Origin of the sequence: Paracoccus indicus (assembly GCF_003056335.1) — a bacterium.
In the GTDB taxonomy this organism is placed as follows: domain Bacteria; phylum Pseudomonadota; class Alphaproteobacteria; order Rhodobacterales; family Rhodobacteraceae; genus Paracoccus; species Paracoccus indicus.
Map to the genome: position 1 here is coordinate 213,093 of NZ_PYWA01000006.1, position 26,568 is coordinate 239,660.

Consider the following 26,568-nt stretch of genomic DNA (forward strand, 5'->3'; position numbering starts at 1 on the left):
AAGGGGGGCATCCGTGCTCCCCTTCGCCAAGCCATGCCGAAGGGAGCCAAGATGACCCTGCCGATCACCCGCCGCGTCCTGTTGCTGGGCACAGGGGCCGCCGTCATGCTGACCGCGGCCGGTGGGCCACCCCGCGACCTGCGCGTGGTTCTGGAAATGGTCGATGGCGGCCCCATGCCCAAGGGCCGGATCGAGGTCTTTCTGCGCGACCCCGCCCGCCCCGACGACCCGCGCCTTGCCAAGGCCAAGGTGCAGGTCATCGGGACGGGCAAGGATCACAGGATCGCCGTCGATATTCCCCTGCAGGACGCGCCCGACATGACGCCGACCCTGCAGGTCGTGGCGCAGATGTCGCGCAAGGACGGCTGGCTGCTGGCCCGAGGCAGCGCGGGCGTCGCCACGGATCAGCAGCCAACCGTCATTCTGCATCAGGTCGTCTATTGACCCGTCAGCACGCCCGCCAGTGAAGCGGATATCGGGATCAGCGGCGTCGCTGTGGCTTGGAAATCGTGATAGAGATCCTCGCGCGTGGGATAGACGAGGCCGCTGAGGTGGCCGCTGGCGTCGACCTCGTGCCGCCAGCCGCCCGCGTCATGGTCGATCAGCCGATCCGCGATGAAGTCCCAGGCTTGGCGATAGACCGCCTCGAAGCGCGGCTTGCCGGTGCGGCGGTGCAGCATCAGCGCGGTATTGGCCAGTTCCGCCTGCACCCAATAGGCCCGCACCGGAACCGAGACCGAGCCGTCGAAGCCGACGGTATAGACCATCCCCGGCTGCCCGTCGGGCGCCCAGCCCAGCTCGACCGCGCGGTCGAACAGCGCGACCGCATCCGTCGGCAGCCATTCCATCGCCGGACGTCCGGCCTTGCGGCAGGCGGCCTCGACCTTCAGGGCAAGTCCCGCCCATTCGGCGTGATGCCCCGGCGTCAGGCCGAAGGGGCGCGTGTCGTCGGTGGGCTGATCGGCGCCGTAATGGGGCAGCAGCGTCCAGTCGGCGGCGAAATGTTCCGGCAGCAAGCCGTCGTTCGCCGCCGGAATGTCGTGGCAGAAACGGCGGGCCAGCGCGATGGCGCGGTCCAGCCAGCGCGGATCGCCCGTGGCATCCGAGAGCGCCAGGCAGGCCTCGGTCGTGTGCATGTTGCAATTCGCGCCGCGATAGGCCTCGGGGTCGGACCAATCGGCCGCGAAGGAGGGCTGCATCGAGGCCTCTTCCTCGATCCAGAAATGGCTGTCGATGACCTTGATGGCGGCCTGCATCAGTTCCTGACCGCGCGGCAAGCGGGCCATGGTGGCCGTCGCCCCGGCAAGCGCCACGAAGGCATGCAGATAGGCCTTCTTGCGCGAGGGTCCGCTGGCATCCGCGAACCAGCCGTCCGCATCATGGTCGCGCAGCGGGCCGTCCAGCAGAGCGTCGATGCCGTGGCTGGCCAGCACCGAGGCGCCGGGGATGCCCATGATCGTGGCCAGCCCATAGCAATGGACCTTGCGCGCGGTGATGATGCCCTGCGGCACCTCGTCGACCAGAAGGCCGTCGTTGCCAAGCGTGGCAAAGCCCCCCGGCACGCGGGCGCGGGCATAGTGGTGCAGCAGGCGACGACCCTCGGCGCGCAGCCATTCGCCGTGGTCCGCGCGATCGGCCCAAGCGGTGGGGGCGTGCGGATCATCCATTGGCAATCATGCCCCCGTTCACATGCAGGGTCTGGCCGGTCACGAAGCTGCTGTCCTGACAGGCGAGGAACACATAGGCCGGACCCAGCTCGCGCGGCTGCCCCATGCGACCCATGGGCGAGGACATCTCCTTCAGCATCTTCTTGTCGAAATCCTTGAAGACCAGCTGGATCTCGGTCGCGACGGGGCCGGGGGCGACCTGGTTCACGCGGATGCCACGATCCAGCAGCTCCAGTGCAAGGGCGCGGGTATAGGCGACGATGGCCCCCTTGGTCGTGGTATAGGGCACCAGCGCGGCATTGCCGACGAAGGCATTGACCGAGGTGGTGTTGATGATGCTGGCGCCTTCGGACATATGCTCCAGCGCGGCGCGGGTGGTATAGAAGATGCCGTTCATGTTGACATCAAAATGCTTCTGCCAGTCGGCGTCCGAGATCTCGGACTGGCTGTGATAGGGCTTCTGCATGCCCGCGTTGTTCACCAGAACGTCGATGCCGCCCCATGCCTTGACGACGGCGGCGACGGTGGCCGCGCAATCCTCGGCGCTGCCGGTGTCGCCCTGCAGGACCAGCGCCTCGGCGCCCTCGGCCTTTATGCCCTTGCGGGTTTCCTCGGCGCTTTCGGCGTCCTCGTGATAGAGGATGGCGACGCGGGCGCCTTCGCGGGCCATGTGCAGGGCCACGGCGCGGCCGATGCCGCTGTCGCCGCCGGTGATCAGCACGCGCTTGTCCGTCAGCTTGCCCGCGCCCTTGTAGGCGTCGGTGATGTATTCCACGGGCGGCAAGAGGTCATCGAGTTCTTCGCTCATCACGGTCTCCTTGGGTTTCGGCCCATCGGGTCGTTCGTCGTATCCGCGACACGTCGCTGCGTGTCTGCGGCTTTCCAACGGGCGGTTTTCCACCGCGGTTCCCTAAAAAATTCTGCTTTGCGGATAGGAAAGCGATTGATAAGGCTAATGATTTCCATGATGCTGAAATTCCAGCATCGCCAAGGCTCACCATGATCCAATCCGTGTCCCGCGCACTCCATCTTCTTGAAATTCTGGCACGTGCGGGGGGATCGGCGCGGCTGAAGGAAATTTCCGAAACCGCCGCGCTGACGGTGCCCACGACGCATAATTTGCTGAACACGCTGGTGGCGCTTGGCTATGTCCGGCGGCGGCAGGGGGATACGCGCTATCACCTGGGCGACCGCATCCTGAACATCGCGCGGGTCGCCGGCAACGACGCCCAACTGCGCGAACGCCTGCGGCCCACGCTGAAAAAGCTGTATGACGCCACGCAAGAGACGGTCTTTCTTGCCGTCCCCTCGGGGGATGAGATCTATTTCCTGGATGCCATCGAAAGCCGCAAGCTGCTGCACGTCGCGGCGCAGCCGGGCGAAAGGGTCGGCATGACCGGATCGGCCATCGGCCAGCTTTTCCTGGCCCATAACGCATCGCTTCGTGCCCGCACTGATGTGCCGCCCGGGATCAGGGACGAATTGGACCGGATCGCGCGCGACGGCTATGCCGTCGATCACGAGCGGGTCTTCGACGGCATCGCCGCCGTCGCGGTGCCCTTGATCGAGGATGGCGAGATGCTGGCCGGTTTCGGCGTGGCCGCCCCCGGCAACCGCCTGACGCCCGACCTATTTCCGTCACTGGCGGCGCGGATGCATCAGATCATCGCGGACCATGCCTAGGGGCGGCAGCCGGACGCCGGGAAGACGTCAGACAAAGCCCTTGTCGCGGGCGATCATCGCGGCCTCGGTCCGGTTGCGGGCATCCAGCTTGCGGCAGAGGGTCTTGACGTGCAGCTTGACCGTCACCTCCTGCAGCTCAAGCTGGCTGGCAATTTCCTTGTTGGACAGGGCTTCCATCAACCCGCGCAGAACCTGCTTTTCCCGCACCGACAGACCGGCATCGAATTCCGACTGCGAGGGATCGTCCCTGCCCGTCATGAAGCTCAGCGGGGCATAAACCTCGCCCGCGGCCATGAAGCGCACGGCATTGACCAGCGATTTGACCGGCAGCGTCTTGGGCAGGAACCCGATGGCCCCTGCATCCAGCGCCTGTTCGGCCACCAATCGCGACGCCGTCCCCGAGATGATGCCGACCGGCTTTCCACCATTGGCCACCATCGCCTTTGCCAACCCTTGCAGGCCGCGCATTCCCGGCATGGTGTAATCCAGCAGGACCAGATCGAAGGGCCCGTCGCGGTCGATCAGATCAAGCGCCTCGTCCAGGTTGGCGGCAGGGACGGTCTGCGTGCCGCCATCGGCATCAAGAAACATCCGGACGCTTTCGCGCACCATGTCATGGTCGTCGGCGATCAGGATGTTCATGGTCATGAGCGACGGCTCCTTACTGGGAAATGGGACTTTGGTACCAGCGAAACTAACCGATCCCCGCATGCCGACATAGAGAATAGTGAATATAACACGCGCAACTATCCCGATGCCCCGGCGGCTATCCCATCGCAGAGCGGCCATATGCCTCTGCACGTTTTGGGCGCCGGCCATATTCTGGCAAACAGGGTTTTTGAGCGCCGGGTACCATGAACCAAGGCAATCCCCGGTCCGCGACACTATCCGCAACCAAGGAGACGGATATGCCGTCCTGCCAGTCCCCATCACGATGCGGCAACAAGGCCATGCTGGCATTGCCCATCGTGGCGACGATCGCCCTGGCGGCATTTCTGGTCTTCGGCATCAGCGACAGCATCCGCAATCTGGGCGGCGCGCAGCGCGACAACTCGGGGTGGTTCTATGCCCAGATGGAGGTCGACTTCCTCAAGCTGGAACGCGCGCTGGACCGTGCCGAGGCGGGTGATGCGGCGACGCTGAAGACCCTGCGCCAACGCTTCGACGTCTTCTACAGCCGCGTCAGGATCGCCGAGCGGCGCCACGGGCCGGACTGGCACACGCCCGATATCGACAGGATCCGGCAGATGCTGAACGCGCTGGCCCCGCTGGTCGACGGTGACGACGCGACCCTTGCGGACGGCCTGCCGAGCTTTGCCGGCCAGCTGGCGGCCATCGCCCCCCTGCCCCGGCTGATCGCGCAGGATGCGATCGCCCAGACCGCGACCAGCGCCGCGTCCGAGCGGGAGCGGATCGTCCACCTGGTCGAGATGCTGGCGGCGGCCATCACGCTGGTGACCGCGGGAATGATGCTGCTGACGGTATGCCTGGCGCGTCAGACCCGCACCTTGCGCGCCGCCATCGATGACGCTCGTGACAAGCAGTTGCGCCTGGAAACGACGCTGCGGGCATCGCTTGATGCGATCATGGTCGTCGACGATCACGGCATCATCCGCGATTACAACGGCTCGGCCGCCAAGATCTTCGGCTATGGCCATGACGAGGCGGTGGGCCGCGATTTCATCGACCTGATGATCCCCCCGCATCTGCGCGAGGAACAACGCGCGATCGTGGCGCGGTTCCGGCGCACGAACCAGACCCGCATCGCCGACGAGGGCCGCCGCGAATACGAGATGATGGACCGCGACGGGCGCGTCTTCCCCGCCGAGATCTCGATTTCCCTGGCGCGGACCGAGGCGGGGCCGCTGTTCGTGTCCTACATCCGCGACATCACCGAAAAGCGGCAGAAGGAACAGGAGATGCTGAAGGCCCGCGATGCCGCGGTCGAGGCCTATCGCGAAAAATCCCGTTTCTTCGCCGTGATGAGCCATGAGATGCGCACCCCCATGAACGGCGTCATGGCGGCGCTGCAGCTTCTGCGCAACAGCCGTCTGGATGAACAGCAGCGACGCTATCTGCAGGCGGCGCTGACCTCGGGGGATATCCTGCTGGACCACATCAACGACGTTCTGGCCATCGAGCGCAGCGAGATCGAGGATCAGGACCGCCCCCGCGAGGCCTGCGACCTGTCCGAGCTGACCTTTCACATCCACCACATGATGCAGCCGCTGGCCGCAGCATCCGATATCGAATTCGACCTGAACCAACAGGGCTTGGACGACAGGCTGGTCGATATCGATGCGCGCGCCTTGCGGCAGGTGCTGGTGAACCTTCTGAGCAATGCCATCAAGTTCGCGCCGGGGCGACAGATCACCCTGCGGGCGGGCTATGTGACGGCGGATGGCCAGGATCACGCCCGCTTCGAGGTGATCGACACGGGCGACGGCATCTCGGAGGCCAACATCGCCAGGATCTTCGACGATTTCGTGTCACTGGACAGCCGTTACGAACGGCGCACCGGCGGAACGGGCCTGGGCCTTGGCATCGCGCGCCGCCTGGTGCGGAACATGGGCGGTGAGATCGGCTGCGAGTCGACCCCCGGACAGGGCGCGCGCTTTCATTTCCAGATCCCCGCCAGGACGATCCCGCGCGATCAGGCGGAACAATCGGACGGCCCGGCAGCGCCCTTGGCCGAAACGCGTCCGCTGGACCTGCTGGTCGTCGATGACAATGCCATCAACCGCGACCTGCTGGGGGCGATGCTGCTGGGCATGGGACACCGGGTCGCCTATGCCGAAGGCGGCCCGCAAGCCATCGAAAGCGCCGCAGCCGCGCGGTTCGACGCGATCCTGATGGATATCTCGATGCCCGGGATGAACGGGATGCAGGCCACTCGGGCCATCCGTTCGGCGGGCGGGCCGAACAGGACCACGCCGATCATTCCGGTCACCGCCCATGCCCTTGCGGGTGAACGAGAGGAGTTCACCAAGGCCGGGATGACCGGCTTCATTCGCAAGCCCATCGACATGACGGGACTGGACGACACGCTGCGCCAGATCGTCGGGCCCCGAACGTCGAATACCCCTGCCCCTTTGCCGGAAGTGCGCAAGGGGGAAGACGACCTGATCGACCCCGACCAATGGTCGCAACTGACCGATCTGCTGTCGCGCGATGCATTGGCCGACCGGATCGCCAGGATCACCACCCAGGTCGAGACGGATCTGCACCTGCTGATGACGTCCGAGACGACCGATGACATGCGCGCCAAGGCGCATGAAATGGCAGGCATGTGCGGCATGTTCGGCGCCCTGCGGCTGCACGGGCTGCTGTCCTCGGTCGAGGAAGCCTGCAAGACGGGCCATGCGGCATGGGCCAGGCAGCTGCTGGACCATCTGCCCACGACCTGGCAAGAGACCCGCGACGCCTGGCAAGCCGAACTGGCGGACTGAACCGGAACTGCCCCCAATGATTTCGCATCGGTGATTCCCCCCCCCCACAGGGGGGCCGATCGCCGTGGCTGTCCCGACCCGTTTCCATCGGGACAGTCGCCCCATCCATCGGCATAGAGATGGCGTGAGAGCCTGTCAGCGCTATGCCAAAGGTCCCCTGATTACCCTGCTGCACACGCGCAAGTGAAGGCGTCGCGTCCTATCGTGAAGGCACGAAGGGAAGCGGAAACATGCAACATTCAACTGGAAAATGGCGGAAAGGCGCGGCGGCGTCGATCATTTCCGCACTGCTGCTGGGAGCCTGCACGCAGGCCATAGAACCAGCCAGGCCGGTCCAGCCTCTGGTCGGCCCCCCGGTCACCGACAATGTGACCCCCTACAGCATCTGCCTGGCGGCCCTGGCCGCCAATCCGAAACCGAACCGCCCGACCTTCGCGGTCGGACAGATAAGCGACAAGACGGGCAAGATGGCCTACGATCTGATCAACGACAGCACCGAGCTGTCGCAGGGCGTGTCGGAAATGGTCATCAGCGCCCTGTTCAGGACAAAGCAGGTGAACCTTGCCGAACGGCTGGACCCAAGGGTCGCCTTGGCCGAACAGCAGCTGATCCAGCAGGACCTGATCAAGCAACCGACACGTCCGGTCGACGTGGCCCCCGCGCACTTCCTGGTGCTGGGTGCCCTGACCGAGCTGAACTACAACATCCAGTCCGGCGGCGAACGTCTTTACGTCGCCGGCGTCGGTGGCAGCCGCCGCGTGGCCGTCATCAACGTCGGGCTGGACCTGCGACTGGTGGATATGGCCAGCCTCGGCACCGTCTATGTCACCAGCCTTCAGAAACAGATCATCGGCGTCGAGAGCGAGGCGGGCATCTTCCGCTTCTTCGGCGACCAATTCGTGGAATTCGACGCCGGCAAGGTTCGCAACGAACCGCTTCAGCTTGGCGTGCGATCGGTGGTGGAGATGGCCGTCTACCAGATCCTCACCGAAGGTCTCGGGCTGCCAGCCGAACGGAAGCAAGGCTGCGCACCCGGGGGGGGATACCCCCAACCGTCCGAAGCCCGGACGACAAACGCTTCAACAGGAGAGAAGACATGAAAACGCAACTGAGCATCTCGGCACTGGTCCTGGCCATCGCAAGCCCCGCGTTCGCCTTTGACAGCGTCACCTGGACCTGGGACGCGACCGTCCTGTCCGATGTCACCACGGGCGCGGTCAGCGATGTCACCGTGGCCCCCACCGGTCTGGAACAGATCGAAAGCGATCAGACGGCACTGGGCGATTTCACCGCCCTCGGTTCGACCACCGGGGTGACGAACGACATCGTCAATCTGAGCGGGCTGGCGCTGGACGATGTGGCGGCCGTGAATACCAGCGCCAGCGCCTTGGGCAACAGCGCCTCGCTCAACTCGGATGTCTCGACCCAGTTCGACAGCACGCAGCTTTACGGCGGTGCCAACCTCGCCGTCGGAACCGGGCTGACGGGTGGCTTGGTCGACGTGTCGGTGCCCGGTCTGCTGACCTCGACCGCCACCACCAACGCGATCGTCAATGCCACCGTCGACAACACCGCGACGGGTGTGGCCAACAACCTGACGGCGGATCTGACCACGATCTCGGATCAGGATGCCTTCATGATCGGCAACAACGTCCAGACCGCCTATGCCGTCGGCACCTCGACCTCGACGGTCGATCTGGTCAGCTTCACCGATGTCAACGACCTGGGGACGCTGGTCGATCCGGCCGTTTCCTCGGTTGCGACCTCGATCGGCAACAACATCGGCGTGACGATCGACGGCATCAACTAAGCGCATTCCCCATGCGGGGGATCCGCTTTCCAAAACCACCGCATCGGGATAGGCGGTCCGGCCACGCAATCCGGACCGCCGCCCCCGAAGCCCGAACAAGAGGTTCAGACGATGAAGGGCATCGTGATGCTATGCGCCTGCTTGTCGGCGGGCACCGGCTGTCTTACAGGCGAGACGATCTTCGTCACGGGGGCACGCCCGTGGAATTTCCCGCCTCGAAGCCGCGAAAACCACCTGCGCCTGCAGATGACCGGCCCCGATGCGGGACGCGTGCAGGCCGGGGTGCTGCCGGGGGGAGCGACCTCAGGTGTGGCAGGCTACAACATCCAGTCCAATTCCTATGCGATCGGCAACTGGATCCAGGTCGACATGCATCTTGGCGACGGCTCGGAGGGGTTGATCATGATCGAGAACCACCAGACCAACGACGGCACGCAGCACGCGGTCTCGGACGTGCTGGACCAGCTGATCGAGAGCTACGAAGACTGATCGCCCCCAAGGGCCACGCATCGACCCCCGCCATCCACCATGGCGGGGGTCGATGCGTGGCGGGGTCGGCACGGGCCCGGTGCAATGGAACATCCGGTGGCATAGCGAAAGTGCCGGATGGACATGGTCGCGGGCGAACGAACTGCCGGACCATCCCGATGCGCCCACCTGCAACGACCCGCTTCAGGCTAGGATCCTGGCCAAGGCATTCACCTGGAAAGCGGATCCGGACCATGACCCAAGATGCAAGCCCCCGCCGCCGCGCCTTTCTTGCCGGCATCCTGTCCTGCACGGCGGGTTTGGCCGTGACGCCCGCCTTCGGCAACATGCTGCGATTGTCCAACGGGCGGCTGAACATGCAATCCTCGCATACGGGTGAACGGATCGACATAAGGTTCCGGTCCGCAGCCGGCTATGACGGCGACGCCCTGCGTGCCATCGACCGTTTCCTGCGCGACTGGCGTACGGGCGAAAGCATGCCCTATGACATCCGCACCATCGAGGTGCTGAGCGCGATCCACAACCAGCTGGGCACACGCGACCCCTATCTGCTGACCTCGGCCTTCCGGTCGCCAAGCACGAACATGATGCTGCGCAGCAGGGGCATCGGTGCGGCCAAGAATTCGTTCCACCTGCGGGCGCAGGCGGTCGATATCGTCCAGCCGGGCGTGGCCGTCGACAGGATCGCCGAGGTCGCAAGGATCTGTGGTGCGGGTGGCATCGGCTGCTATCGGCGCAAAGGCTTCGTCCACGTCGATTGCGGCCCGCGGCGCGCCTGGCACGGATGACCCCGTTTCCGAACCCTGGTTGCCTTAAGGGGCAAGAAGATTTTCGGTTCGCGATGATCTGTACGCCCTTGACCTCTTGCTGGATGCAGCCTGTTTGAACCTGATGTCTTGCTGCCATGACAGACGAACGGAGTACGGTCGGGCGATCCCCGCGGGGGTAGTCAGCGCCCCATCCAGCCGCCGTCGACGACCAAAATCTCGCCGTTGACATAGTCCGACGCTGCCGAGGCCAGAAACACGACCGGACCCGCAAAATCGCGGGGTGTCCCCCAACGGCCACGGGGGATCCGCTCCAGAATGGCTTTGGAACGCGCCTCGTCATCCTGCAAGGCTTGCGTGTTGTCGGTGGCGATATAGCCCGGCGCGATGGCATTGACGTTCACGCCCTTGTCCGACCATTCGTTGGCCAGCGCCTTCGTCAGCTGACCGATACCGCCTTTCGATGCGGCATATCCGGGCACCGTGATCCCGCCCTGAAACGTCAGCAGCGAGGCCGTGAAGATGATCTTGCCCTGCCCGCGTTCGATCATCCCACGGCCGATTTCACGCGACAGGATGAATTGGGCCGAGAGGTTCACCTCGATCACCTCGTCCCACCAGTCGTCGGGGTGTTCCGCCGCCGGTCTGCGTTTGATCGTTCCGGCGTTGTTGACCAGAATATCGGGGGCGATGCCGTCTGCCTCGATCTGCGCGGCAAAGGCGCGCACGGCCTGCCGATCGCTGAAGTCGCATCGATACGCGCGAAATTTCCGGCCAAGCGCAGTGACTGCGCGCTCGACCTCGGACCCTGATGGTTCCAGCGAGGCGCTGACACCGACGATATCGGCGCCCGCCTCGGCCAGCGCCTCGGCCATGCCGCGACCGATGCCACGCTTGCAGCCGGTGACAAGGACGGTCTTGCCCGTCAGGTCGAAGCTGGACAGGACGTTCATGCGAAATCTCCGATCTTGATCAGGCTTTTCAATGCGGTCGGGCTGCTGTCGAGCGACTCGAATGCGCCCTGGATGTCCGACAGCGGGCTGACAACGGTGATGATGGTCTTGGCATCGATCCGACCCTCGGCGACCAGCTTGATCGCCTTTTCATAGTCCTGGGGTTCATAGACGCGCGCCCCGATCAGCTGCAGTTCGCGCCAGAAGAACTGGAACATGTCGATCTGCGGTTTCTTGGCGTGGATCGCGACCATGACGATCCGCGCACGCGTGGCCGCCACCGCCGTCATCGCATCGACGCCGGGCTGCGAACCCGACACCTCGAAGACGACATCCGCGCCCTTGGTGCCGGTCCGGTCCTCGATCGAGGCCTTCAGATCGACCTCGGACGGGTCGATGGTCTCGAAGCCCAGCTTGGCCGCGATCGCCAGGCGGGTCTTGTTCACCTCGGAGATGATCACCTTCCCGCCGGCCGCACGGGCGACCATTGCCACCAGAACGCCGATGGGGCCGCCGCCGATGACAACCACATCCTCGCCCGGGGCGACGGCGGCCATGCGCACGTCGTGGCAGGCGACGGCCACCGGCTCGATCAATGCCGCATGGTCCAGGCGCATGTCCTCGGGCAGGATATGCAGGGTATGGGCCGGCGCGTTCCACAGTTCCTGCATGGCGCCGTCGGTATCCAGCCCCAGGAATTTCTGCTCGTGGCAGATGTGGCCATGGCCGCGCTGACAGGCAGGGCATTGGCCGCAGGGGTCCAGTGGCCGGACGACGACCTTTTGGCCGGGCTGCACATTGGTGACGCCCTCGCCCACGGCCTCGACAACGCCCGACATCTCGTGGCCGACGATCCGGTTCATCCCGACGCGGGCATCCATGTTCCCATGGAACACGTGCATGTCCGTGCCACAGATCCCGCAATAGGCGATGCGCAATTGTGCCTGTCCGGGACCGGGGGCCGGAACCTCGGTCGGTTCGACCTGAAAACTGCGGTTGCCCCGATAGAAGGCGGCTTGAATCGTGGTCATTTCAACAATTCCTCATGTGCGGCGGTCAATTTGGCCCAATCGAATTCGACGCCGATACCCGGCGCGTCCGGCGCGATGGCACGGTGATCCTCAACGACCAGCGGTCGGCGGGTATAGCGGTCGATCGGGAACGAGTGGATCTCGATCCAGCCGGCGTTCGGCTGTCCCGAAACAAGGCTGACGTGCAGTTCCTGCATCCCGTGGCTGCAGACCGGCATGTCATGCGCCTGTGCCAGCCGTGCAACCTGAAGCCATCCGGTGATGCCGCCGCAATTGCTGGCGTCGGGCTGGATGAAGCCCAGTCCTGCGTCGGCAAGCGCGTATTCGAATTCATGGATGGTGTGCAGGTTTTCCCCCATCGCCAGCGGAATGGCCGAGGCCTGGGCGATCCTGCCGTAACCCTTGTAGTCATCCGGTATGGTGGGTTCCTCGAACCAGGTGATGTCATAGGGCGCGAAGGCCTGCGCTGCCTGGATCGCCTGATCGACCGACATCGAATAATTCGCGTCCACCATGAAGGTCACATCGGGCCCGATCAGTTCACGCACGGCACGCACACGCGCGACATCCTGTTCCAGTGTCGGTTGGCCGATCTTGATCTTGACCCCGTCGAACCCCGCGGCCAGATAGCCCGAGATCTGGTCCAGCAGCTTGGGCAGCGGAAAGTTCAGATCGATCCCGCCCGCATAGGCCCGGCAACGATCCGACGCGCCGCCCGCCATCTTCCACAGGGGCTGTCCGGTCCGTTTGCCGCGCAGGTCCCACAGCGCGATATCCACCGCCGAAATGGCGAAGGAGGCGATCCCGCCGCGCCCGACGTAGTGGACGTGCCATTGCATGGCCTCGTAAAGATCCTCGACCGCCTCTGCGTCCTGTCCGATCAGCAAGGGCGCCAGATCGTCCTCGATCATCGCCACGATGGACCGACCGCCCTTGCCGCCGGTATAGGTATAGCCCGTGCCCGCGGACCCATCCTCCAGCGTGACCGTGGCGGTGATCAGCTGGAAATGCGTATGGTCGCCATGCTTGGCATCGGTCAGCACTTCGGCCAGCGGAACGTTAAACATCCGGACCCGGATGTCTTTGATGTCTGCCATGTCAGGAAAGCTCCTTTTGGGTGGTGCGCGACAGCCGGCTTTGCAGCAGAATGACGGCCAGCAGGAACGCGCCCCGGATCACCATCTGCCAATATGCGCTGAGGCTGATGACACCGCGCCCGTTCTCGAAATTCAGGATGTTGAACACCAGGCCCAGCAAAAGCGCGCCCGCGACGGTGGCCAGAACCGACCCCATCCCGCCGGTCAGCAAGGTGCCGCCCACCACGACCGAGGCGATGGCCGACAGTTCCCAGCCAATCCCCTCGAGTGGTTGCCCGGCACCAAAGCCCGAGGCCAGAAACACACCGGCCAGTCCGGCACAGGCACCGCTGAGCATGTAGACGAAGCATTTGGCACGGCGGACATTCAGGCCCATCATGGTGGCGGCATCCTCGCCCCCGCCGATGGCCAGGGTGGTGCGTCCCAAGGATGTCCGTTCCAGCACGATCCACAATGCGACGACGACCACGGCGGTGATGATGGCGGTCCATGGGAAGATGTCCCAGACCTTGCCCATGCCAAGCCGCGTGAAATTCGACCCCCAATCGACCGAGATCGTCTGCGCCCCCGAAATGACCAGCGCACCGCCCTTGGCCCCCAGCATCGTGGCCAGCGTGGCGATGAAGGGCGGAATGCGCATCGCCACCACGAAGAATGCGTTCAGCGCGCCGATGGCCAACCCCGACAGAACCGCACCGGGCAGCGCCACCTGCATGCCATAGGGCGACAGATAGGCCGCGACGACCGAGGTGAAGGCCGCCACCGATCCCACGGACAAATCGATTCCGCCGGTCAGGATGACGAAGCACATGCCGACCGAGATGACGATGAACATCGCGTTGTAGTTGAGGAAAGAGGATATGTTGTAGGCGCCGCCGAAATTCTCGTAGCGCAGCAGGCTGAAGATGATCAGCGCGATCAGGGCCGCCCAGACTCCGGCGGAATGGCTACCACCGCGCAGGTAACGGCGCAGATCAAGAGACGCGATATCGCCCATCGGTTACTCCTTCCAGCCTTGTTGCAGATAGACGGCGGCGATGATGATCGCGGCCTTGGCGATCAGGGCGACCTCATCGGCGATGCCATTGGCCAGCAGGGTGTATTTCACCAACTGGATGATCACCGCGCCCAGGATCGCGCCAAAGATCGGCGCGCGTCCGCCCTGCAGCAGCGTGCCGCCGACCACCGCCGCGGCGATGGCGTCCAGCTCCATCAGGTTGCCGATCCGCGCCGCATCCGAGGCGGAATTGATGGCCACGACGATCAGACCGGCCAGCCCCGCAAGCCCCGAACAGATGACATAGGCACCGATCTTGACGCGGCGCACCGGAAGGCCCGACATCCGCGCCGCGCGTTCGTTGCCGCCGACGGCCAGCAGCTGCCGCCCGAAGATGGATCTGGTCACCACCCATGTCAGCACGACGGCGATCGCCAGCACCAGCCAGCCCTGAAACGGCAGGCCCAGCACGCGCCCGGTCCCCAGATAGCTGAAAGCAGGATTGGAAAACGTCTGCAGGTTGCCGTTCGTCAGCACCTGCGCCAACCCGCGCCCCGAGATGAACAGGATCAGCGTGGCGACAATCGGTTGCACGCCAAAGCAACTGACCAGCATGCCGTTGAAGACCCCGCAGAACAGCGCGACCAGGACCGGCACGACGATCGATGCGGCAAGACCCAGACCCGGATTGGCCTGCGCGAAATCCGACAGGAAGATCAGCGGAGCCAATGCGCCGGCCAGCGCCATGACAGCGCCTACGCTGAGGTCGATGCCCCCCGTCGCGATCACCAGCGTCATGCCCATGGCGACAATCGCGATGGTGGCCATCTGGCTGATGTTTACGAACAGTGTCTGCGCCTGAAAGAAGTTCGGCGTGACGATTAGGTTGAAGGCCAGGATCACGACCAGCGCGATCAGCGCCCCGTGGCGCGCCGGATCGAAGCGGGAATGGATCATCGTCGGATCGCTCATGCCGCCGCCCCCTTGTCGTGGTGATGCGCGATGGCATTGATCAGCGCATCCTGCGTGACGCCGGGATTGTGCAGTTCGGCCACGGACCGGCCATCCTGCAACACGACGATGCGGTCCGCGCCCTCGACCAGTTCCTCGAATTCGGAACTGATCAGCAGAACGGCCAATCCCTTGGCCACTTGATCGCGGATGATCGACTGGATCTCGAACTTGGCACCGACATCGACACCGCGAGTCGGTTCGTCCAGGATCAGGATTTCAGGGTCCAGTGCCAGCCAGCGCGCCAGCAGCACCTTTTGCTGATTGCCGCCCGACAATTCGCGAATGGGTTGTTCCATGCCCGCGGTCTTGATCTGCAGTGCCGTGATGTAATGCTGGGCGATCTGGCGTTCGCGGAGGCGGTCGATGGCACCGGCCTTCCGCAATTTCGGCAGGATCGCCAGTGTGATGTTCTCGCGGACCGACAGGTGCGGGATGATGCCGTCCACCTTGCGGTCCTCGGTCAGAAAGCCGATCCGCTGCGCGATGGCCTTCGCGGGACTGTCCAGCGCGACGCCGTCGTGGTGGTGAACCGCGCCCCCTGTCAGCGGGTCCAGCCCGAACAGGGCGCGGGCGGCCTCGGTCCGGCCCGATCCCAACAGACCGCCCAGACCGACGATCTCGCCTTGGCGAATGTCCAGCGCGATGCCGCGCAACCCGGTGCGGGTGCGCAGCCCATCGGCCTGCAGCAGCGTCCGGCCCGGTTCGGATGTCCCGCCCGACAGTGCCGTCAGTCCCGCAGCTTGGATTTCGCCCGCATCACGGCCCAGCATTTCGGTGATCAGCCCCAGCTTCGTGGTTCCGGCAACGTCATGCGTGGCCACGGTCCGCCCGTCGCGCATCACCGTCACGCGGTCGCAGATGCGGTACAACTCATCCAGAAAATGCGAGATGTAGAGGACCGCGACCCCATCGTCCTTCAGCCCCCGCACGACCGAAAACAGGGTCTCGATCTCCTGGTCGTCCAGCGAGGAGGTCGCCTCGTCCATGATCACCAAGCGGGCGTTCAGCGATACCGCACGTGCGATGACCACCAGTTGCTGGATCGCGGTCGAATAGCGGCCCAAGGGCAGCGTGACATCGATATCGACGCCGAAACGCGTCAGGATCTGCCGGGTGCGGGCATGGGCGGCCTTCCAGTCGATCAGCCCAAGACGGCTGCGCGGCTCGTATCCCATGATGACATTCTCGGTCACGCTGCGCAGGGGAACCAGGCTCAGTTCCTGATAGATCGTGGCGATCCCGGCATCCTGCGCCTCGCGCGGGCCTGCGATGGCCAGATCGTGTCCCGACATGCGCACGACGCCCGCGTCGCGGCGATAGACCCCGGTCAGGATCTTGATCAGAGTGGATTTTCCGGCGCCGTTCTGGCCGATGATGGCATGAACTTCGCCAGGGCGGATCGACAGACTGGCGTCGCGCAAGGCGGCGACACCGGCAAAACTCTTGCCGATACCTGTCATTTCAATCAGATCGGTCATGGACATTGCTTCCGTGGCTGAGGTGGGCCGAAGGAAGTGATCCCTTCGGCCGATGCGCGCTTAGTAAGCTTCGTCGATGTGATCGGCGGCATTGTCGGCGGTGAAGATCCGGTCTTCGACCTCGACCCAGCCAGGGATCTCTTCGCCGGCGGCGTATTTCTGCATCACCTCGCAGGCCAGCGGCCCGAAGAAGGGCGAGCTTTCGACCGTGACACCCATCTTGCCGTCGATGATCGCCTGCAGCGCATCGCGCGTCCCGTCGATGGAGACGATGGTCACATCCTCGCCGGGTTTGCGGCCGGCCAGTTCCAATGCCTGGATCGCACCGATCGCCATTTCGTCGTTATGGGCATAGACGACGTTCACATCGGGATGCGCCTGCAGCAGCGTCTCCATGACCTGGCGGCCCATGTCGCGGGCAAAGTCACCGGTCTGGCTGGCGACGATTTCGAAACGGTCGTCTTCGGCGATACGCTCGTCGAAACCCTGCTTGCGGTCGTTGGCGGGCGAGGAACCGGTGGTGCCCTCCAGCTCGACGATGACGCCCTTGTCACCTTCAAAGTTCTCGATCAGCCATTCGGCGGCGCGTCCGCCCTGTTCAATGAAATCCGACCCCAGGAAGGCCACGAAATGTTCGCCCGGCTTGGCCACATCGGGATCGACGGAACGGTCGACCAGAAACACGGGGATGCCCGCGCCCTGCGCCTTCATCACCGCGGGCAGCAGGGGCTTTTCCTCGCGCGGGGGCAGGAACAGGACGTCGATGCCTTGGGCGATCATCGAATCCACATCGGCCACCTGCTTGGCCGCCGATCCGGCCGCATCGGTGGCGATCAGATCCCAGTTGCAGCTTTCGGCAGTGTCATGGAACGATTTGGTTTCCGCGATGCGCCAGGGGTTGTTCGACTCCATCTGCGCAAAGCCGACCTTGTAGCGGTCCTTCTGTTCCAGCGGCGGCGTTTCGGCCTGCGCGCCTGCGACGGCGACGAAGGACAGCAGGGCTGCGCTGGTGATCAGGTGTTTTCTCATCGGTTTCTCCTCCCAGAAAAATGGCGGTCGGGCTCCTCCCCGACCGCGCGGGTTTCGTCAGTCCCAGTTCATGTAGAGCGTTTGCTTGCGCAGATACCCGTCGAAGCCGTACTTGCCGTCCTCACCGCCAAGGCCGGAATGACCCCACCCGTTGTGAAACGCCTGGAACTGTTCGCCATTGGCACGATTCACATAGATCTCCCCGAAGTGCAGCGCGCGCGGCGTGCGCATCAGGCGGCGGTGATCGCGGGTAAAGACAAAGGCCGACAGCCCGAAGCGGGTGTCATTGGCCAAGGCCAGCGCGTGGTCGAAATCGTCGATGCGCATGGCAGGGACCACGGGGCCGAAAACCTCGTTGGTCATCAGGGCCGAGGCATTGTCGCGAACCTCGAGGACCGTCGGCGCATACCAATGGCCCTTGGCAAAGCGCCCTTCCGTCAGCGGGCCGCCCGCCAGCAAGACCTCGGCACCGCCTGCGACGGCCTGATCGACCAATGCGGCGATCTTGGCGACCTCGGGGCCGCTGACCTTGGGGCCCAGATCGGGGTCCGCCATCGGATCACCGATGCTGAGCGCGCGTGACGCCGCCACAAAGCGGTCAAGGAATTCATCCGCGATGTCGCGGTGCAGATACATGCGTTCGTTGCAGGTGCAGATCTGCCCGCAGTTGGTAAAGCGCGCGGTGACCGCGGCGGCGACCGCGCGATCCAGATCGGCGTCCTCCATCACGATGAAGGGTGCCTTGCCGCCCAGCTCCAGCCGCAGCACCTTCATGCCGTCGGCCGCGGACCGAAAGATCTCGCGCCCGGCGCGGTTGCTGCCCGTCATGGTGATCATGGCGGTGCCCGGGTGTTCGACCAGCGCCTGTCCCACGACCGCACCACGTCCCGTGACGACGTTGATGACGCCTGCCGGAATACCGGCCTGTTCGGCCATCGCTGCAATTAACAGGCCCGACAGCGGCGTGATCTCATGGGCCAGCAGCACGAAGGTGTTGCCCGCGACCAGTGCGGGCCCGATCTTGCGCGCGGCAAGGGCGGCGGGATAATTCCACGCCGTCAGACCGACCACGACGCCATAGGGGTGGCGGCGGATCTGGAACTCTTCGTCGGGATTGTCGGAGGCGATGATGTCGCCTTCGATGCGGCGCGCGTTTTCGGCGGCGAATTCCAGGAAGCCGATGGTCGCATCAACCTCGCCCCGCGCCTGCGAGATGGGCTTGCCCTGTTCGCGGGTGATCAGGCGGGCCAGATCCTCGGCGCGATCGGCAATTTTCGCGGCAAGGCGGCGGACTGCGCGGCCCCGTTCGATTGCGGGCAATGCGGCCCATGCCGGCTGCGCGCGCATCGCCGCTGCGACCGCCCGGTCGGCATCCTCGGGGGTGCCATCGGGAATGGTGCCGATGATCGTTTCATCCGCAGGATTTTCAACCTCGATGACACTGCGCGCGCTGTCACTTGCCCATTGCCCATCGATGAACATGGCGGCGGTGACACTCTGGGCAAAGGGGTCGAAATTCATTGCGTCTTCCATTTTTGGTATGACCAAGATGGGTTGAACATTTACTTTGGACGCGAATGAGTCAATAAAATTGTGAGACAAAACCGCATTTTTCAGATCCGCACTCGGGCATCTGCATATTATGGTCGTTCCATAACGGGGAATTTCATGTCGCAGGAAAAATTCGATATCATTGTGATCGGCGGGGGTGCGGCGGGCTGCGTGGCGGCCGCGCGTCTGGCCAGTGAAGGCGACGCGCGGGTGCTTTTGCTGGAGGCGGGGCATTCGAACCGCCACCCGCTGCTGGATATGCCCCCGGGCATCTTCAAGATGATCAACGGCACGAAATTCATGCGTTATCACAAGACGGTTCCCCAGGATCACCTGGGTGGGCGGGTCCACGACATCCCCCAGGGCCATGTACTGGGCGGCGGATCGTCGGTGAACGCGCAGGTCTATATGCGCGGCCGTCCGTCCGATTACGACAGCTGGCAGACCCGGCTGCATGGCGCAAACGATGCCGTCGATTGGAGCTGGCAGGCCGTCCTGCCGCACTTTCGACGGATGGAGGGCAACAACCGCCTGTGCAACGATCTACACGGGACCGAGGGCCCGCTTCTGGTGTCCGATCCGGGGCACATCGACCCCCTGTCGCGCCTTTTCGTGCAGGCGGCGCAGGGTCTGGGGCTGCCGTTCAATCCCGATTTCAACGGCACCGACCAGAGGGGCGTCGGCTTCTATCAGTTCATGAACCGAAACGGGCGGAGGTCATCTTCGGCCTATGCCTATATCACCCCGCAAGAGGCCAATCCGAACCTGACCGTCCGCCTGAACGCCGAAGTCTGTCGGATCGAGCTGCAGAACGGGCGCGCATCCGGCGTGACTTATCGCGACCGAAGCGGCACCCATACCGTTCACTGCACGTCCGAGGTGATCCTGTCGGCGGGATCGCTGGTCACACCCAAGCTGCTGATGTTGTCAGGCATCGGTCCCGCCGATCACCTTGCGGAACACGGCATTGCCTGCGTCGCCGATCTGCCGGGCGTCGGACAGAACCTGATCGATCATCCCGAAGTGCCGATCACCGCGCGGGTCAACGGGCCTTATGGGTACTATCGCCAGGGGAATGGCTGGCGGATGATCCGCAACGGGCTGCAGTTCAAGATGTTCGGAACGGGTCCCGTGACCTCTGCCGGGGTCGAGGCCGGCGCCTTCGTCAATCCGACGAACCCCGAGGCCGAGCCGACCATTCAGGCGTTCTGCGTACCCATCGTCTATGTCGACCGGGACACGCGCGACATCGTCGAAGATGGCCACGGGCTGACGGTGACCACCGTGGTCGTGAAACCGAAATCGCGCGGCCAGGTGCGGTTGGCCTCGGACGACCCGATGGCCATGCCGCTGGTCTCGCCCAATCTGCTGCAACATCCCGACGACATGGACCGCATGATCGAGGGGCAGCGCTTTTTCCTGCGTGCGTTCGATCAGGCGCCGCTGGCCACCCTGATCGACCGGGTCATGCTGCCCGGCCCCGACGACCGCAGCGATACGGCCCTGCGCGATCATTGCAGGCGTTTCGTCAAGACCAACTATCACCCCGCAGGGACTGCGCGGATGGGTCGTGACGACGATCCGATGGCCGTTCTGGACACAAGGCTGCGCGTCCGCGGCATCGAGGGCTTGCGCGTCTGCGATCTGTCGGCCATGCCCGACATCAATGCGGGGAACACTCAGGCCCCGGCGATGATGATGGGCGACAGATGTGCCGACATGGTGATGGGGATCTTGTGAACCGATCAGGCAAGGGAGTCTGCTGTGGCAAAAGAGATTGAAAAAAACAACAGCCGCGCCGCCGATGAGGTGGTCCGCTGTCTGGCGGCCAAGATCCAGGCCGGCGATTATCCCGACGGCAGCCCCCTGCCCGCCGAGCGCAGCCTGATGGAGGAATACAACATCAGCCGGACCGTCGTGCGCGAAGCCGTTCAGGCCCTGTCACGACAGGGCCTGCTGCAGGCCCGCCCGCGATATCGGCCCGTGGTCCGCAAACCGGGCTATGACGCGGCAATCTCGGCGTTGGAGAATGTGGTCACGCATCTGCTGAACGATCACGCAGGGGTGCGCAACCTGTTCGACACCCGCATCATGATCGAGGTATCGCTTGTGCGCCACGCGGCCACGCATGCCGACAAGAACGACATCGCGGCGCTGAACGCGGCGCTGGCCGAAAACGAAGCGGCAATCCCCGACAGCGATCTGTTCTATCAGACCGACAAGGCCTTTCATGCCGTGCTGTATGACATAGCCCGAAACCCCGTTCTTCCGGCGATCCACCGGGCCTATGCGACATGGCTTGAGCCGCAGTGGTCGCAGATGCCGCGATTGCCCGAACGCAACGCCGAAAACTATCAGGCGCACCGCCGGATCTATGACGCGATCCTGCTGCGCGATCCCGATCTGGCCGAGCAGTGCCTGCGTGAACATCTGACCAGCGCGTGGGAACAGGTCTGCCGGACATTCGGCGAAAAACCGTGATATCTGGCGGCGCGGGCGTTTCAACCCGCGCCGCCAAGGTCAGCGCCCCATCGCCTGCGGCAGCGCCAATGAGATCTGCGGCACGAAGGCCACCAGCAGCAAGACCACCACCAGCGGGATCAGGAATGGCGCCGTCGCCTTGACGCAGCGGTCGAAACTGACTCCCGAAACCGCAGCCAGCACATAAAGCACCAGACCGACCGGCGGTGTCAGCAGCCCGATTATCAGCGCCAGCACGATCACCACGCCCAGGTGAACGGGGTCGATCCCCACCGAGGTCGCAACCGGCAACAGGACCGGCACCAGGATCGTGATCGCCGCGACCGTCTCCATGAACAGCCCCAGCACCAGAACGATCGCAAGGATCGCCGCCATCACGAAGACCGGGTTGTCGGAGACCGACAGGATGGCCCCCGACAGATGGGCTGCCACCTGGTTCGATACCAAAATCCATGCAAAGACCGCCGCGCTGGCGATGATCAGCATGATGGCGCCGGTCGTCTGCAGGGTGTCCGACATCACCCGCAGGATGTGCCGCCATGTCAGCGACCGATAGACGAGGACGCCCAGCACCAGCGTCCAGGCGACGGCAGCGACCGCCGCCTCGGTCGGTGTGAATGCGCCCGTGGTGATGCCGCCGACAATCAGCGCCGGCGTCAGCAAGGGCAGGAAGGCGTGCTGGAATGTCCGCGTGACATTTCCGACGCTGAACCCTGCATCACGGGGATAGCCGCGCCTCCAGGAATACCACATGACCATCAGCATCAAAGATCCCGCCATCAGGATCCCAGGCACGACACCCGCGATGAACAGCTTGCCGATCGAGGCCGAGGCCATCACCCCATAGACGATCATCGGCAACGATGGCGGAATGATCGGGCCGATGGTCGATGACGCGGCGGTGACCCCGACCGCGAAATCAACGTCATAGCCGGCACGGCGCATGGCCTTGATCTCGACGTTGCCAAGTCCGCCGGCATCGGCGACCGCGGCCCCCGACATGCCGGCAAACAGCACGCTGGCCCCGACGTTCACGTGACCAAGGCCACCGGGCAACCAGCCAACCAATGCCCGGGCAAAATCGAACAGACGTTCGGTAATGCCGCCGGTGTTCATCAGATGGCCGGCAAGGATGAAGAAGGGCACCGCCAGCAGCGGAAAGCTGTCCACCCCGCCCACCATGCTGTGCAGGACGACCACCTCGGGCAGTCCGGCCAGCATGACATAGGCGAACGAGGCAAGCCCCAAAGCCACGCCGACAGGTATTCCGAATACCAGCAGCAGCCCCAGGACGACGAACATGACAAACATGGCCACGGATCATACCCCTCCGATCGCGCGTTCGGCGATCTCTTCCGGCGTCCGACTGGCGATGCGCCACAGGTTGATGAGGCCGTAGAGCGCCGCCAAGGTGCATCCGACGGTGATCGCGGTATAGGCATAGGATTTTGGGAAAGGCACCGTGATCATCATCTGCCGCGACGTGCGTTCGATCATGGACATGCCCAGCCATGCCAGGCCGCCGAAAAAGCCCGCGGTCAGCAGTTCGCTGAACATCGCAAGCGGCTTGACCGCGGCGCGTGGCAAATGGCGATAGATGACGCCGATCATCAAATGCGTTCCCTGCCTTACGCAGATCGCCGATCCAAGGAAGGTCAGGATGATCAGGCTGTAGCGCGCGGCCTCCTCGGTCCAAGCCAGGCTGTCGTTCAGGACGTATCGGGTGAAGAACTGCATGCCCACCACCACGACCAGAAAGGTGAACAGCATCAGGGCCGGCGCGTCCTCCCACCGGATGCCGGAAATATCGTCGGTGACTTCGTCGAAATCTTCAAAGACGCTCTCGGCGTCGGACTGGGGTTCCAATATGGCTCCTCCTCTGGCCACGAAAGGGATGCGCGCGACATGGCGCGCGCATCGACCGGTCGATCAAGCGCGGCCCTATTCGTTCCCGGGCAAGGCCTGCAGGGCGTCGTATTGTTCGCGGGTGAAGGGAACATCTGAGGCCAATAGCACGGGCGTCACGGCGTCGATGAAGGGCGTGCGATCGACGTCATGAACGGCCGTTCCCTGATCGCGGAACCAGTCGGCCAGCTCGGACTCGGCTGTGACGATCTCGTCGGTCACATTGGTCGCGTTGTCGACCAGAAGATCACGCAGGATCTTGGCATCCTCCTCGCCGATCCTGTCCATCGCCGTTTGCGACACCAGTGTCAGGGTCGAGTTCATGATATGGCCCGTCAGGCTGATATCGCTCTGAACTTCGTTCAGTTTCTTGGCCTGAATGGTGGTCAGGGGATTTTCCTGCGCATCGACGACGCCCTGCTGCAGGCCCATGTAGACCTCGGAGAAAGCCATCGGCGTCGGGTTCGCGCCCGTCGCCTCGGGGAAGATCAGATAGGCAGGCGCATTTGGCACCCGGATTTTCAGCCCCTTCATGTCATCGGGCGTCAGGATGGGCTTGTTCGCGGTGACATGACGCGCGCCGTAATAGCTGACGGCGGCCACTTCGACCCCGCCCATGGCGTCGCCTAGCTCCTGCTTCATGTCCGCCAGCAGATCGCTTTCGCGAAAAGCCTTCCAGTGATCCATGCCGCGCAGCGTAAAGGGATAATCCGTCATCCCGATCGGCGCATAATAGGCCGAGACGAACCCGATCCCGGTGTAGATCATGTCGATGGTACCAAGGGTCAGCCCCTCCGAGAGGGCCAGTTCCTCGCCCAAAGACGAGGCCGGGAAGACATCGATCTTCACGCGCCCCTCGGTGGCGGTCTCGAGTTTGGCCGCGACATCCTCCTCCCCTTTGTGCAGCGGATGACCCGCTTCATAGACATGGGCGAATTTCAGCGTCGTCTCTGCCAGAACCGGCGTGGCGGATATGCTGGCAAGCGCGCATAACAGCACCGTGGAAAATTTTAGGGATCCCTCCCTTGGGTATTTATTTGGTCTTACCATATTCTAGCCAGCAAGTTCGTCGTGCTGTCAACCATCGTGAAGAGTTTTCGCTGAAGAGTTTGCGCTTTGACATCGAAGACTGCCATTACCTCGTATGCCGCACCTCAGACGCACGAAGCTTGATCCGAGACCCGGACGCCATACACCACCCAATTTGGTGCAACCAAATAGACTCTATGGGATTTTGTGCCTTCGCAAGATCGTTTCAGGTCACCGCCCGAAGGCGGCCTCGCGAAACCGGTTGTTCAGGAAAGCCCCGCAATCTTCCAAGCCGGTCAGACGCAGCCCAGAAAAGCAAGAACACGTTGAAGGTGGAATTCTCTCGTGAGTTGCACAGCGGCGGACTGATGGGGTCACTGCACTCTACGGAAATATGAATGCAGCGGGCGCTTGGTATTCATCAGCAGCCCCGACAGTCCGTATGCTATGGGTTCAGAACAGGCTCGCCACGCAGGCGGTCGCGGGCGAAATCGATGAACGACCGCAGCTTGGCGGTCACGCGACGGCCTTCCTGGTGGACCAGGTGGACGGGCAGCGGTGCGGGCTCGAACGCGTCGAGCACGGTTTGCAGATCGCCGGACTGCAGGTCGGGGCCGATCTGATAGGACAACACCCGGGTCAGACCCCATCCCGACCGGGCAAGGGCCAAACCGGCGCCGACGTTCGAGACGCTCAGCCTCGGCTTCATCCGCACGACCTGTTCGCGATCCTTTCCGAAGCGCCATTCCGCATGAGGACCGCCGCCGCCGATCGCGATGATATTGTGGTGCTGCAGGTCCTGCGGCGCTTCGGGGGTCCCGTTTTCTGCCAGATAGCCGGGCGCGGCACAGACGACACGTCGGACATGGCCGACCTGCACCGCCATCAGGCCCGAGGAAGGCAGATCACCGATGCGTATCGCGACGTCGATGCCTTCCTCGACCAGGTTCACGACCCGGTCCACCGTCACCAGATCGGCGCTGACATCGGGATAGAGGTCAAGGAAATCCGCAAGCAAGGGCGCGACGTGGATACGGCCGAATTCGACCGGGGCGGTAATCCTCAGCAGCCCCGTAGGCCGCGCCGCGGCCCCCGAGGCCAGATCGTCGGCGGCCTTCAGATCGGCCAGGATGCCGCGCACCTCTCGCACATAGGTCTGGCCGATATCCGTCAGCCGCACGACCCGCGTGGTCCGGGTGAACAGCCTCGCGCCAAGACGTTCTTCCAGTTCATTGATGCCGCGCGTGATCGACGGCGCGCTGAGGCCGGTCACGCGACCCGCGCCGCTGAAGCTGCTCGTGTCGGCCACGGCGGCAAAGACTTCCAGCATCTGAATCCGGTCCATCGCATCGCACCTTCTGTTCCGCATACCGAAATTATGACTTTCACCATGACCGTATTATTTCGCAAATGACATTCGGGTAAGCTGGCAGGGGCAAGATTTCGGGCATGGCGTTCGACCGGCCCCGACAGAAGGAAAATGCCCATGACACATCCGATCAAACTCTATCGCACCCCAAAATCCGGCCATTGCCATCGGGTGGAGCTGATGCTGGCGTTTCTGGATCTGCCCTATGCGACGATCGATCTGGACATGGCCAGTGGCGAACATAAGTCGCCGGAGTTTCTGAAGATCAGCCCCTTCGGTCTTGTCCCCGCGATCGATGACGGCGGCTACACGCTGGCCGACAGCAATGCGATCCTGGTCTACCTGGTGCAGACATACGCCAAGGGCACCCATTGGATGCCCCAGGCCCCCAAGGACGCTGCCGAGGTGCAGCGTTGGCTGACGGTGGCCGCCGACAACATCTATGCGGGCCCTTGTGCGGCGCGTCTGGTCAAGGTGTTCGGCACCGGTCACGACCATGCCGCAGCCGTTGCCAAGGCGCATGATCTGTTCCGCATCATCGAGGCGCATCTGGCCGATCGCGACTGGCTGGCCACCGATGCGATCACCATCGCCGATGTCGCGGGCTACAGCTATATCGCCCACGCGCCCGAGGGTGGCGTCGATCTGGCCCCCTATCCGAACATCCGCGCCTGGCTGAAGCGGATCGAGGCGCAGCCCAATTTCGTCGCCATGGCCACATCTCCGATTCCCGAACTGGCCTGATCGGCGGCCTGCATGACACACCCAT

Annotated in this window: 25 protein-coding genes; 10 read left to right on the forward strand and 15 right to left on the reverse strand. The window is 63.9% G+C overall.

Annotated features, from left to right (window positions below; genetic code table 11):
* Positions 1-51 precede the first annotated feature (51 nt).
* On the forward strand, positions 52-444 hold the full coding sequence (locus tag DDE75_RS11740; RefSeq protein ID WP_162799010.1) for a hypothetical protein: 393 nt from the start codon (positions 52-54) through the stop codon (positions 442-444).
* Here the strand turns inward: DDE75_RS11740 and DDE75_RS11745 are convergent.
* The gene (locus tag DDE75_RS11745; protein ID WP_108502573.1) at positions 438-1,667 is read right to left on the reverse strand and encodes an AGE family epimerase/isomerase; all 1,230 of its coding nucleotides are present in this window, start codon (positions 1,665-1,667) and stop codon (positions 438-440) included. The genes DDE75_RS11740 and DDE75_RS11745 overlap by 7 nt on opposite strands.
* Positions 1,660-2,475 carry an SDR family oxidoreductase gene (locus tag DDE75_RS11750; RefSeq protein ID WP_108502574.1) on the reverse strand — a complete coding sequence of 272 codons (816 nt, stop codon included), beginning with the start codon at positions 2,473-2,475 and terminating at the stop codon, positions 1,660-1,662. The genes DDE75_RS11745 and DDE75_RS11750 overlap by 8 nt, the downstream gene beginning before the upstream one ends.
* A 203-nt stretch (positions 2,476-2,678) precedes the next feature.
* Between DDE75_RS11750 and DDE75_RS11755 the strand changes: the two genes are divergently transcribed.
* Positions 2,679-3,350 (forward strand): IclR family transcriptional regulator, encoded by a 672-nt coding sequence (locus DDE75_RS11755; protein WP_211659337.1) that lies wholly within the window; start codon positions 2,679-2,681, stop codon positions 3,348-3,350.
* Between the two features lie 27 nt (positions 3,351-3,377).
* Here DDE75_RS11755 and DDE75_RS11760 read toward each other — a convergent pair whose 3' ends face one another.
* Positions 3,378-3,998: a response regulator transcription factor gene (locus DDE75_RS11760; protein WP_108502576.1), complete on the reverse strand. Its 621-nt coding sequence runs from the start codon at positions 3,996-3,998 to the stop codon at positions 3,378-3,380.
* Between the two features lie 302 nt (positions 3,999-4,300).
* Between DDE75_RS11760 and DDE75_RS11765 the strand changes: the two genes are divergently transcribed.
* The 5 genes from DDE75_RS11765 to DDE75_RS17300 all read left to right on the forward strand — a co-directional run bounded on the left by DDE75_RS11765 (position 4,301) and on the right by DDE75_RS17300 (position 9,886).
* Entirely contained in the window at positions 4,301-6,799 is a 2,499-nt protein-coding gene (locus tag DDE75_RS11765) for a hybrid sensor histidine kinase/response regulator (RefSeq protein ID WP_162799011.1), read from the forward strand.
* Between the two features lie 230 nt (positions 6,800-7,029).
* Positions 7,030-7,899, forward strand: coding sequence for a CsgG/HfaB family protein (locus DDE75_RS11770; RefSeq protein WP_108502578.1), 870 nt, complete (start codon positions 7,030-7,032; stop codon positions 7,897-7,899).
* Positions 7,896-8,609: a hypothetical protein gene (locus DDE75_RS11775; protein ID WP_108502579.1), complete on the forward strand. Its 714-nt coding sequence runs from the start codon at positions 7,896-7,898 to the stop codon at positions 8,607-8,609. The genes DDE75_RS11770 and DDE75_RS11775 overlap by 4 nt, the downstream gene beginning before the upstream one ends.
* 111 nt (positions 8,610-8,720) lie before the next feature.
* Positions 8,721-9,098, forward strand: a complete 378-nt coding sequence (locus DDE75_RS17295) for a hypothetical protein (RefSeq protein WP_162799012.1) — start codon at positions 8,721-8,723, stop codon at positions 9,096-9,098.
* A gap of 233 nt (positions 9,099-9,331) precedes the next feature.
* Positions 9,332-9,886 carry a YcbK family protein gene (locus DDE75_RS17300; protein ID WP_162799013.1) on the forward strand — a complete coding sequence of 185 codons (555 nt, stop codon included), beginning with the start codon at positions 9,332-9,334 and terminating at the stop codon, positions 9,884-9,886.
* A 161-nt stretch (positions 9,887-10,047) separates the two neighbouring features.
* Here DDE75_RS17300 and DDE75_RS11785 read toward each other — a convergent pair whose 3' ends face one another.
* From DDE75_RS11785 to DDE75_RS11820, 8 genes are read right to left on the reverse strand one after another with little or no spacing between them, the layout of a single operon-like run.
* Entirely contained in the window at positions 10,048-10,818 is a 771-nt protein-coding gene (locus tag DDE75_RS11785) for an SDR family oxidoreductase (protein ID WP_108502581.1), read from the reverse strand.
* Positions 10,815-11,849, reverse strand: coding sequence for a zinc-dependent alcohol dehydrogenase (locus DDE75_RS11790; protein ID WP_108502582.1), 1,035 nt, complete (start codon positions 11,847-11,849; stop codon positions 10,815-10,817). The genes DDE75_RS11785 and DDE75_RS11790 overlap by 4 nt, the downstream gene beginning before the upstream one ends.
* Positions 11,846-12,946 (reverse strand): mandelate racemase/muconate lactonizing enzyme family protein, encoded by a 1,101-nt coding sequence (locus DDE75_RS11795; protein WP_108502583.1) that lies wholly within the window; start codon positions 12,944-12,946, stop codon positions 11,846-11,848. Before DDE75_RS11795 ends, DDE75_RS11790 begins: the two co-directional genes overlap by 4 nt.
* 1 nt (position 12,947) lies before the next feature.
* Positions 12,948-13,943 carry an ABC transporter permease gene (locus DDE75_RS11800; protein ID WP_108502584.1) on the reverse strand — a complete coding sequence of 332 codons (996 nt, stop codon included), beginning with the start codon at positions 13,941-13,943 and terminating at the stop codon, positions 12,948-12,950.
* Positions 13,944-13,946: 3 nt separating this feature from the next.
* On the reverse strand, positions 13,947-14,915 hold the full coding sequence (locus DDE75_RS11805) for an ABC transporter permease (protein WP_108502585.1): 969 nt from the start codon (positions 14,913-14,915) through the stop codon (positions 13,947-13,949).
* Positions 14,912-16,435, reverse strand: a complete 1,524-nt coding sequence (locus DDE75_RS11810) for a sugar ABC transporter ATP-binding protein (RefSeq protein ID WP_245894717.1) — start codon at positions 16,433-16,435, stop codon at positions 14,912-14,914. Before DDE75_RS11810 ends, DDE75_RS11805 begins: the two co-directional genes overlap by 4 nt.
* Positions 16,436-16,495: 60 nt before the next feature.
* Positions 16,496-17,464: an ABC transporter substrate-binding protein gene (locus DDE75_RS11815; protein WP_108502586.1), complete on the reverse strand. Its 969-nt coding sequence runs from the start codon at positions 17,462-17,464 to the stop codon at positions 16,496-16,498.
* Positions 17,465-17,521: 57 nt separating this feature from the next.
* Entirely contained in the window at positions 17,522-18,985 is a 1,464-nt protein-coding gene (locus DDE75_RS11820) for an aldehyde dehydrogenase family protein (RefSeq protein WP_211659338.1), read from the reverse strand.
* Between the two features lie 147 nt (positions 18,986-19,132).
* Here DDE75_RS11820 and DDE75_RS11825 point away from each other — a divergent pair, with 147 nt between their 5' ends.
* Positions 19,133-20,755 carry a GMC family oxidoreductase gene (locus tag DDE75_RS11825; RefSeq protein WP_108502587.1) on the forward strand — a complete coding sequence of 541 codons (1,623 nt, stop codon included), beginning with the start codon at positions 19,133-19,135 and terminating at the stop codon, positions 20,753-20,755.
* A gap of 24 nt (positions 20,756-20,779) precedes the next feature.
* On the forward strand, positions 20,780-21,496 hold the full coding sequence (locus DDE75_RS11830) for a FadR/GntR family transcriptional regulator (RefSeq protein WP_108502588.1): 717 nt from the start codon (positions 20,780-20,782) through the stop codon (positions 21,494-21,496).
* 39 nt (positions 21,497-21,535) lie between these two features.
* Here DDE75_RS11830 and DDE75_RS11835 read toward each other — a convergent pair whose 3' ends face one another.
* The 4 genes from DDE75_RS11835 to DDE75_RS11850 form a co-directional block, all read right to left on the reverse strand.
* Positions 21,536-22,807, reverse strand: a complete 1,272-nt coding sequence (locus tag DDE75_RS11835) for a TRAP transporter large permease (protein ID WP_162799026.1) — start codon at positions 22,805-22,807, stop codon at positions 21,536-21,538.
* Between the two features lie 9 nt (positions 22,808-22,816).
* Positions 22,817-23,362, reverse strand: coding sequence for a TRAP transporter small permease (locus DDE75_RS11840; RefSeq protein WP_108502590.1), 546 nt, complete (start codon positions 23,360-23,362; stop codon positions 22,817-22,819).
* A 75-nt stretch (positions 23,363-23,437) separates the two neighbouring features.
* Positions 23,438-24,400 (reverse strand): sialic acid TRAP transporter substrate-binding protein SiaP, encoded by a 963-nt coding sequence (locus DDE75_RS11845; protein ID WP_245894718.1) that lies wholly within the window; start codon positions 24,398-24,400, stop codon positions 23,438-23,440.
* Positions 24,401-24,875: 475 nt separating this feature from the next.
* A complete protein-coding gene (locus tag DDE75_RS11850) occupies positions 24,876-25,775 on the reverse strand; it encodes a LysR substrate-binding domain-containing protein (RefSeq protein ID WP_108502592.1) in 900 nt (299 codons plus the stop codon).
* 141 nt (positions 25,776-25,916) lie between these two features.
* On the opposite strand from DDE75_RS11850, the gene DDE75_RS11855 reads away from it, so the two are divergent.
* Positions 25,917-26,543, forward strand: a complete 627-nt coding sequence (locus tag DDE75_RS11855) for a glutathione S-transferase family protein (protein WP_108502706.1) — start codon at positions 25,917-25,919, stop codon at positions 26,541-26,543.
* The last annotated feature ends 25 nt before the right edge of the window (positions 26,544-26,568 follow it).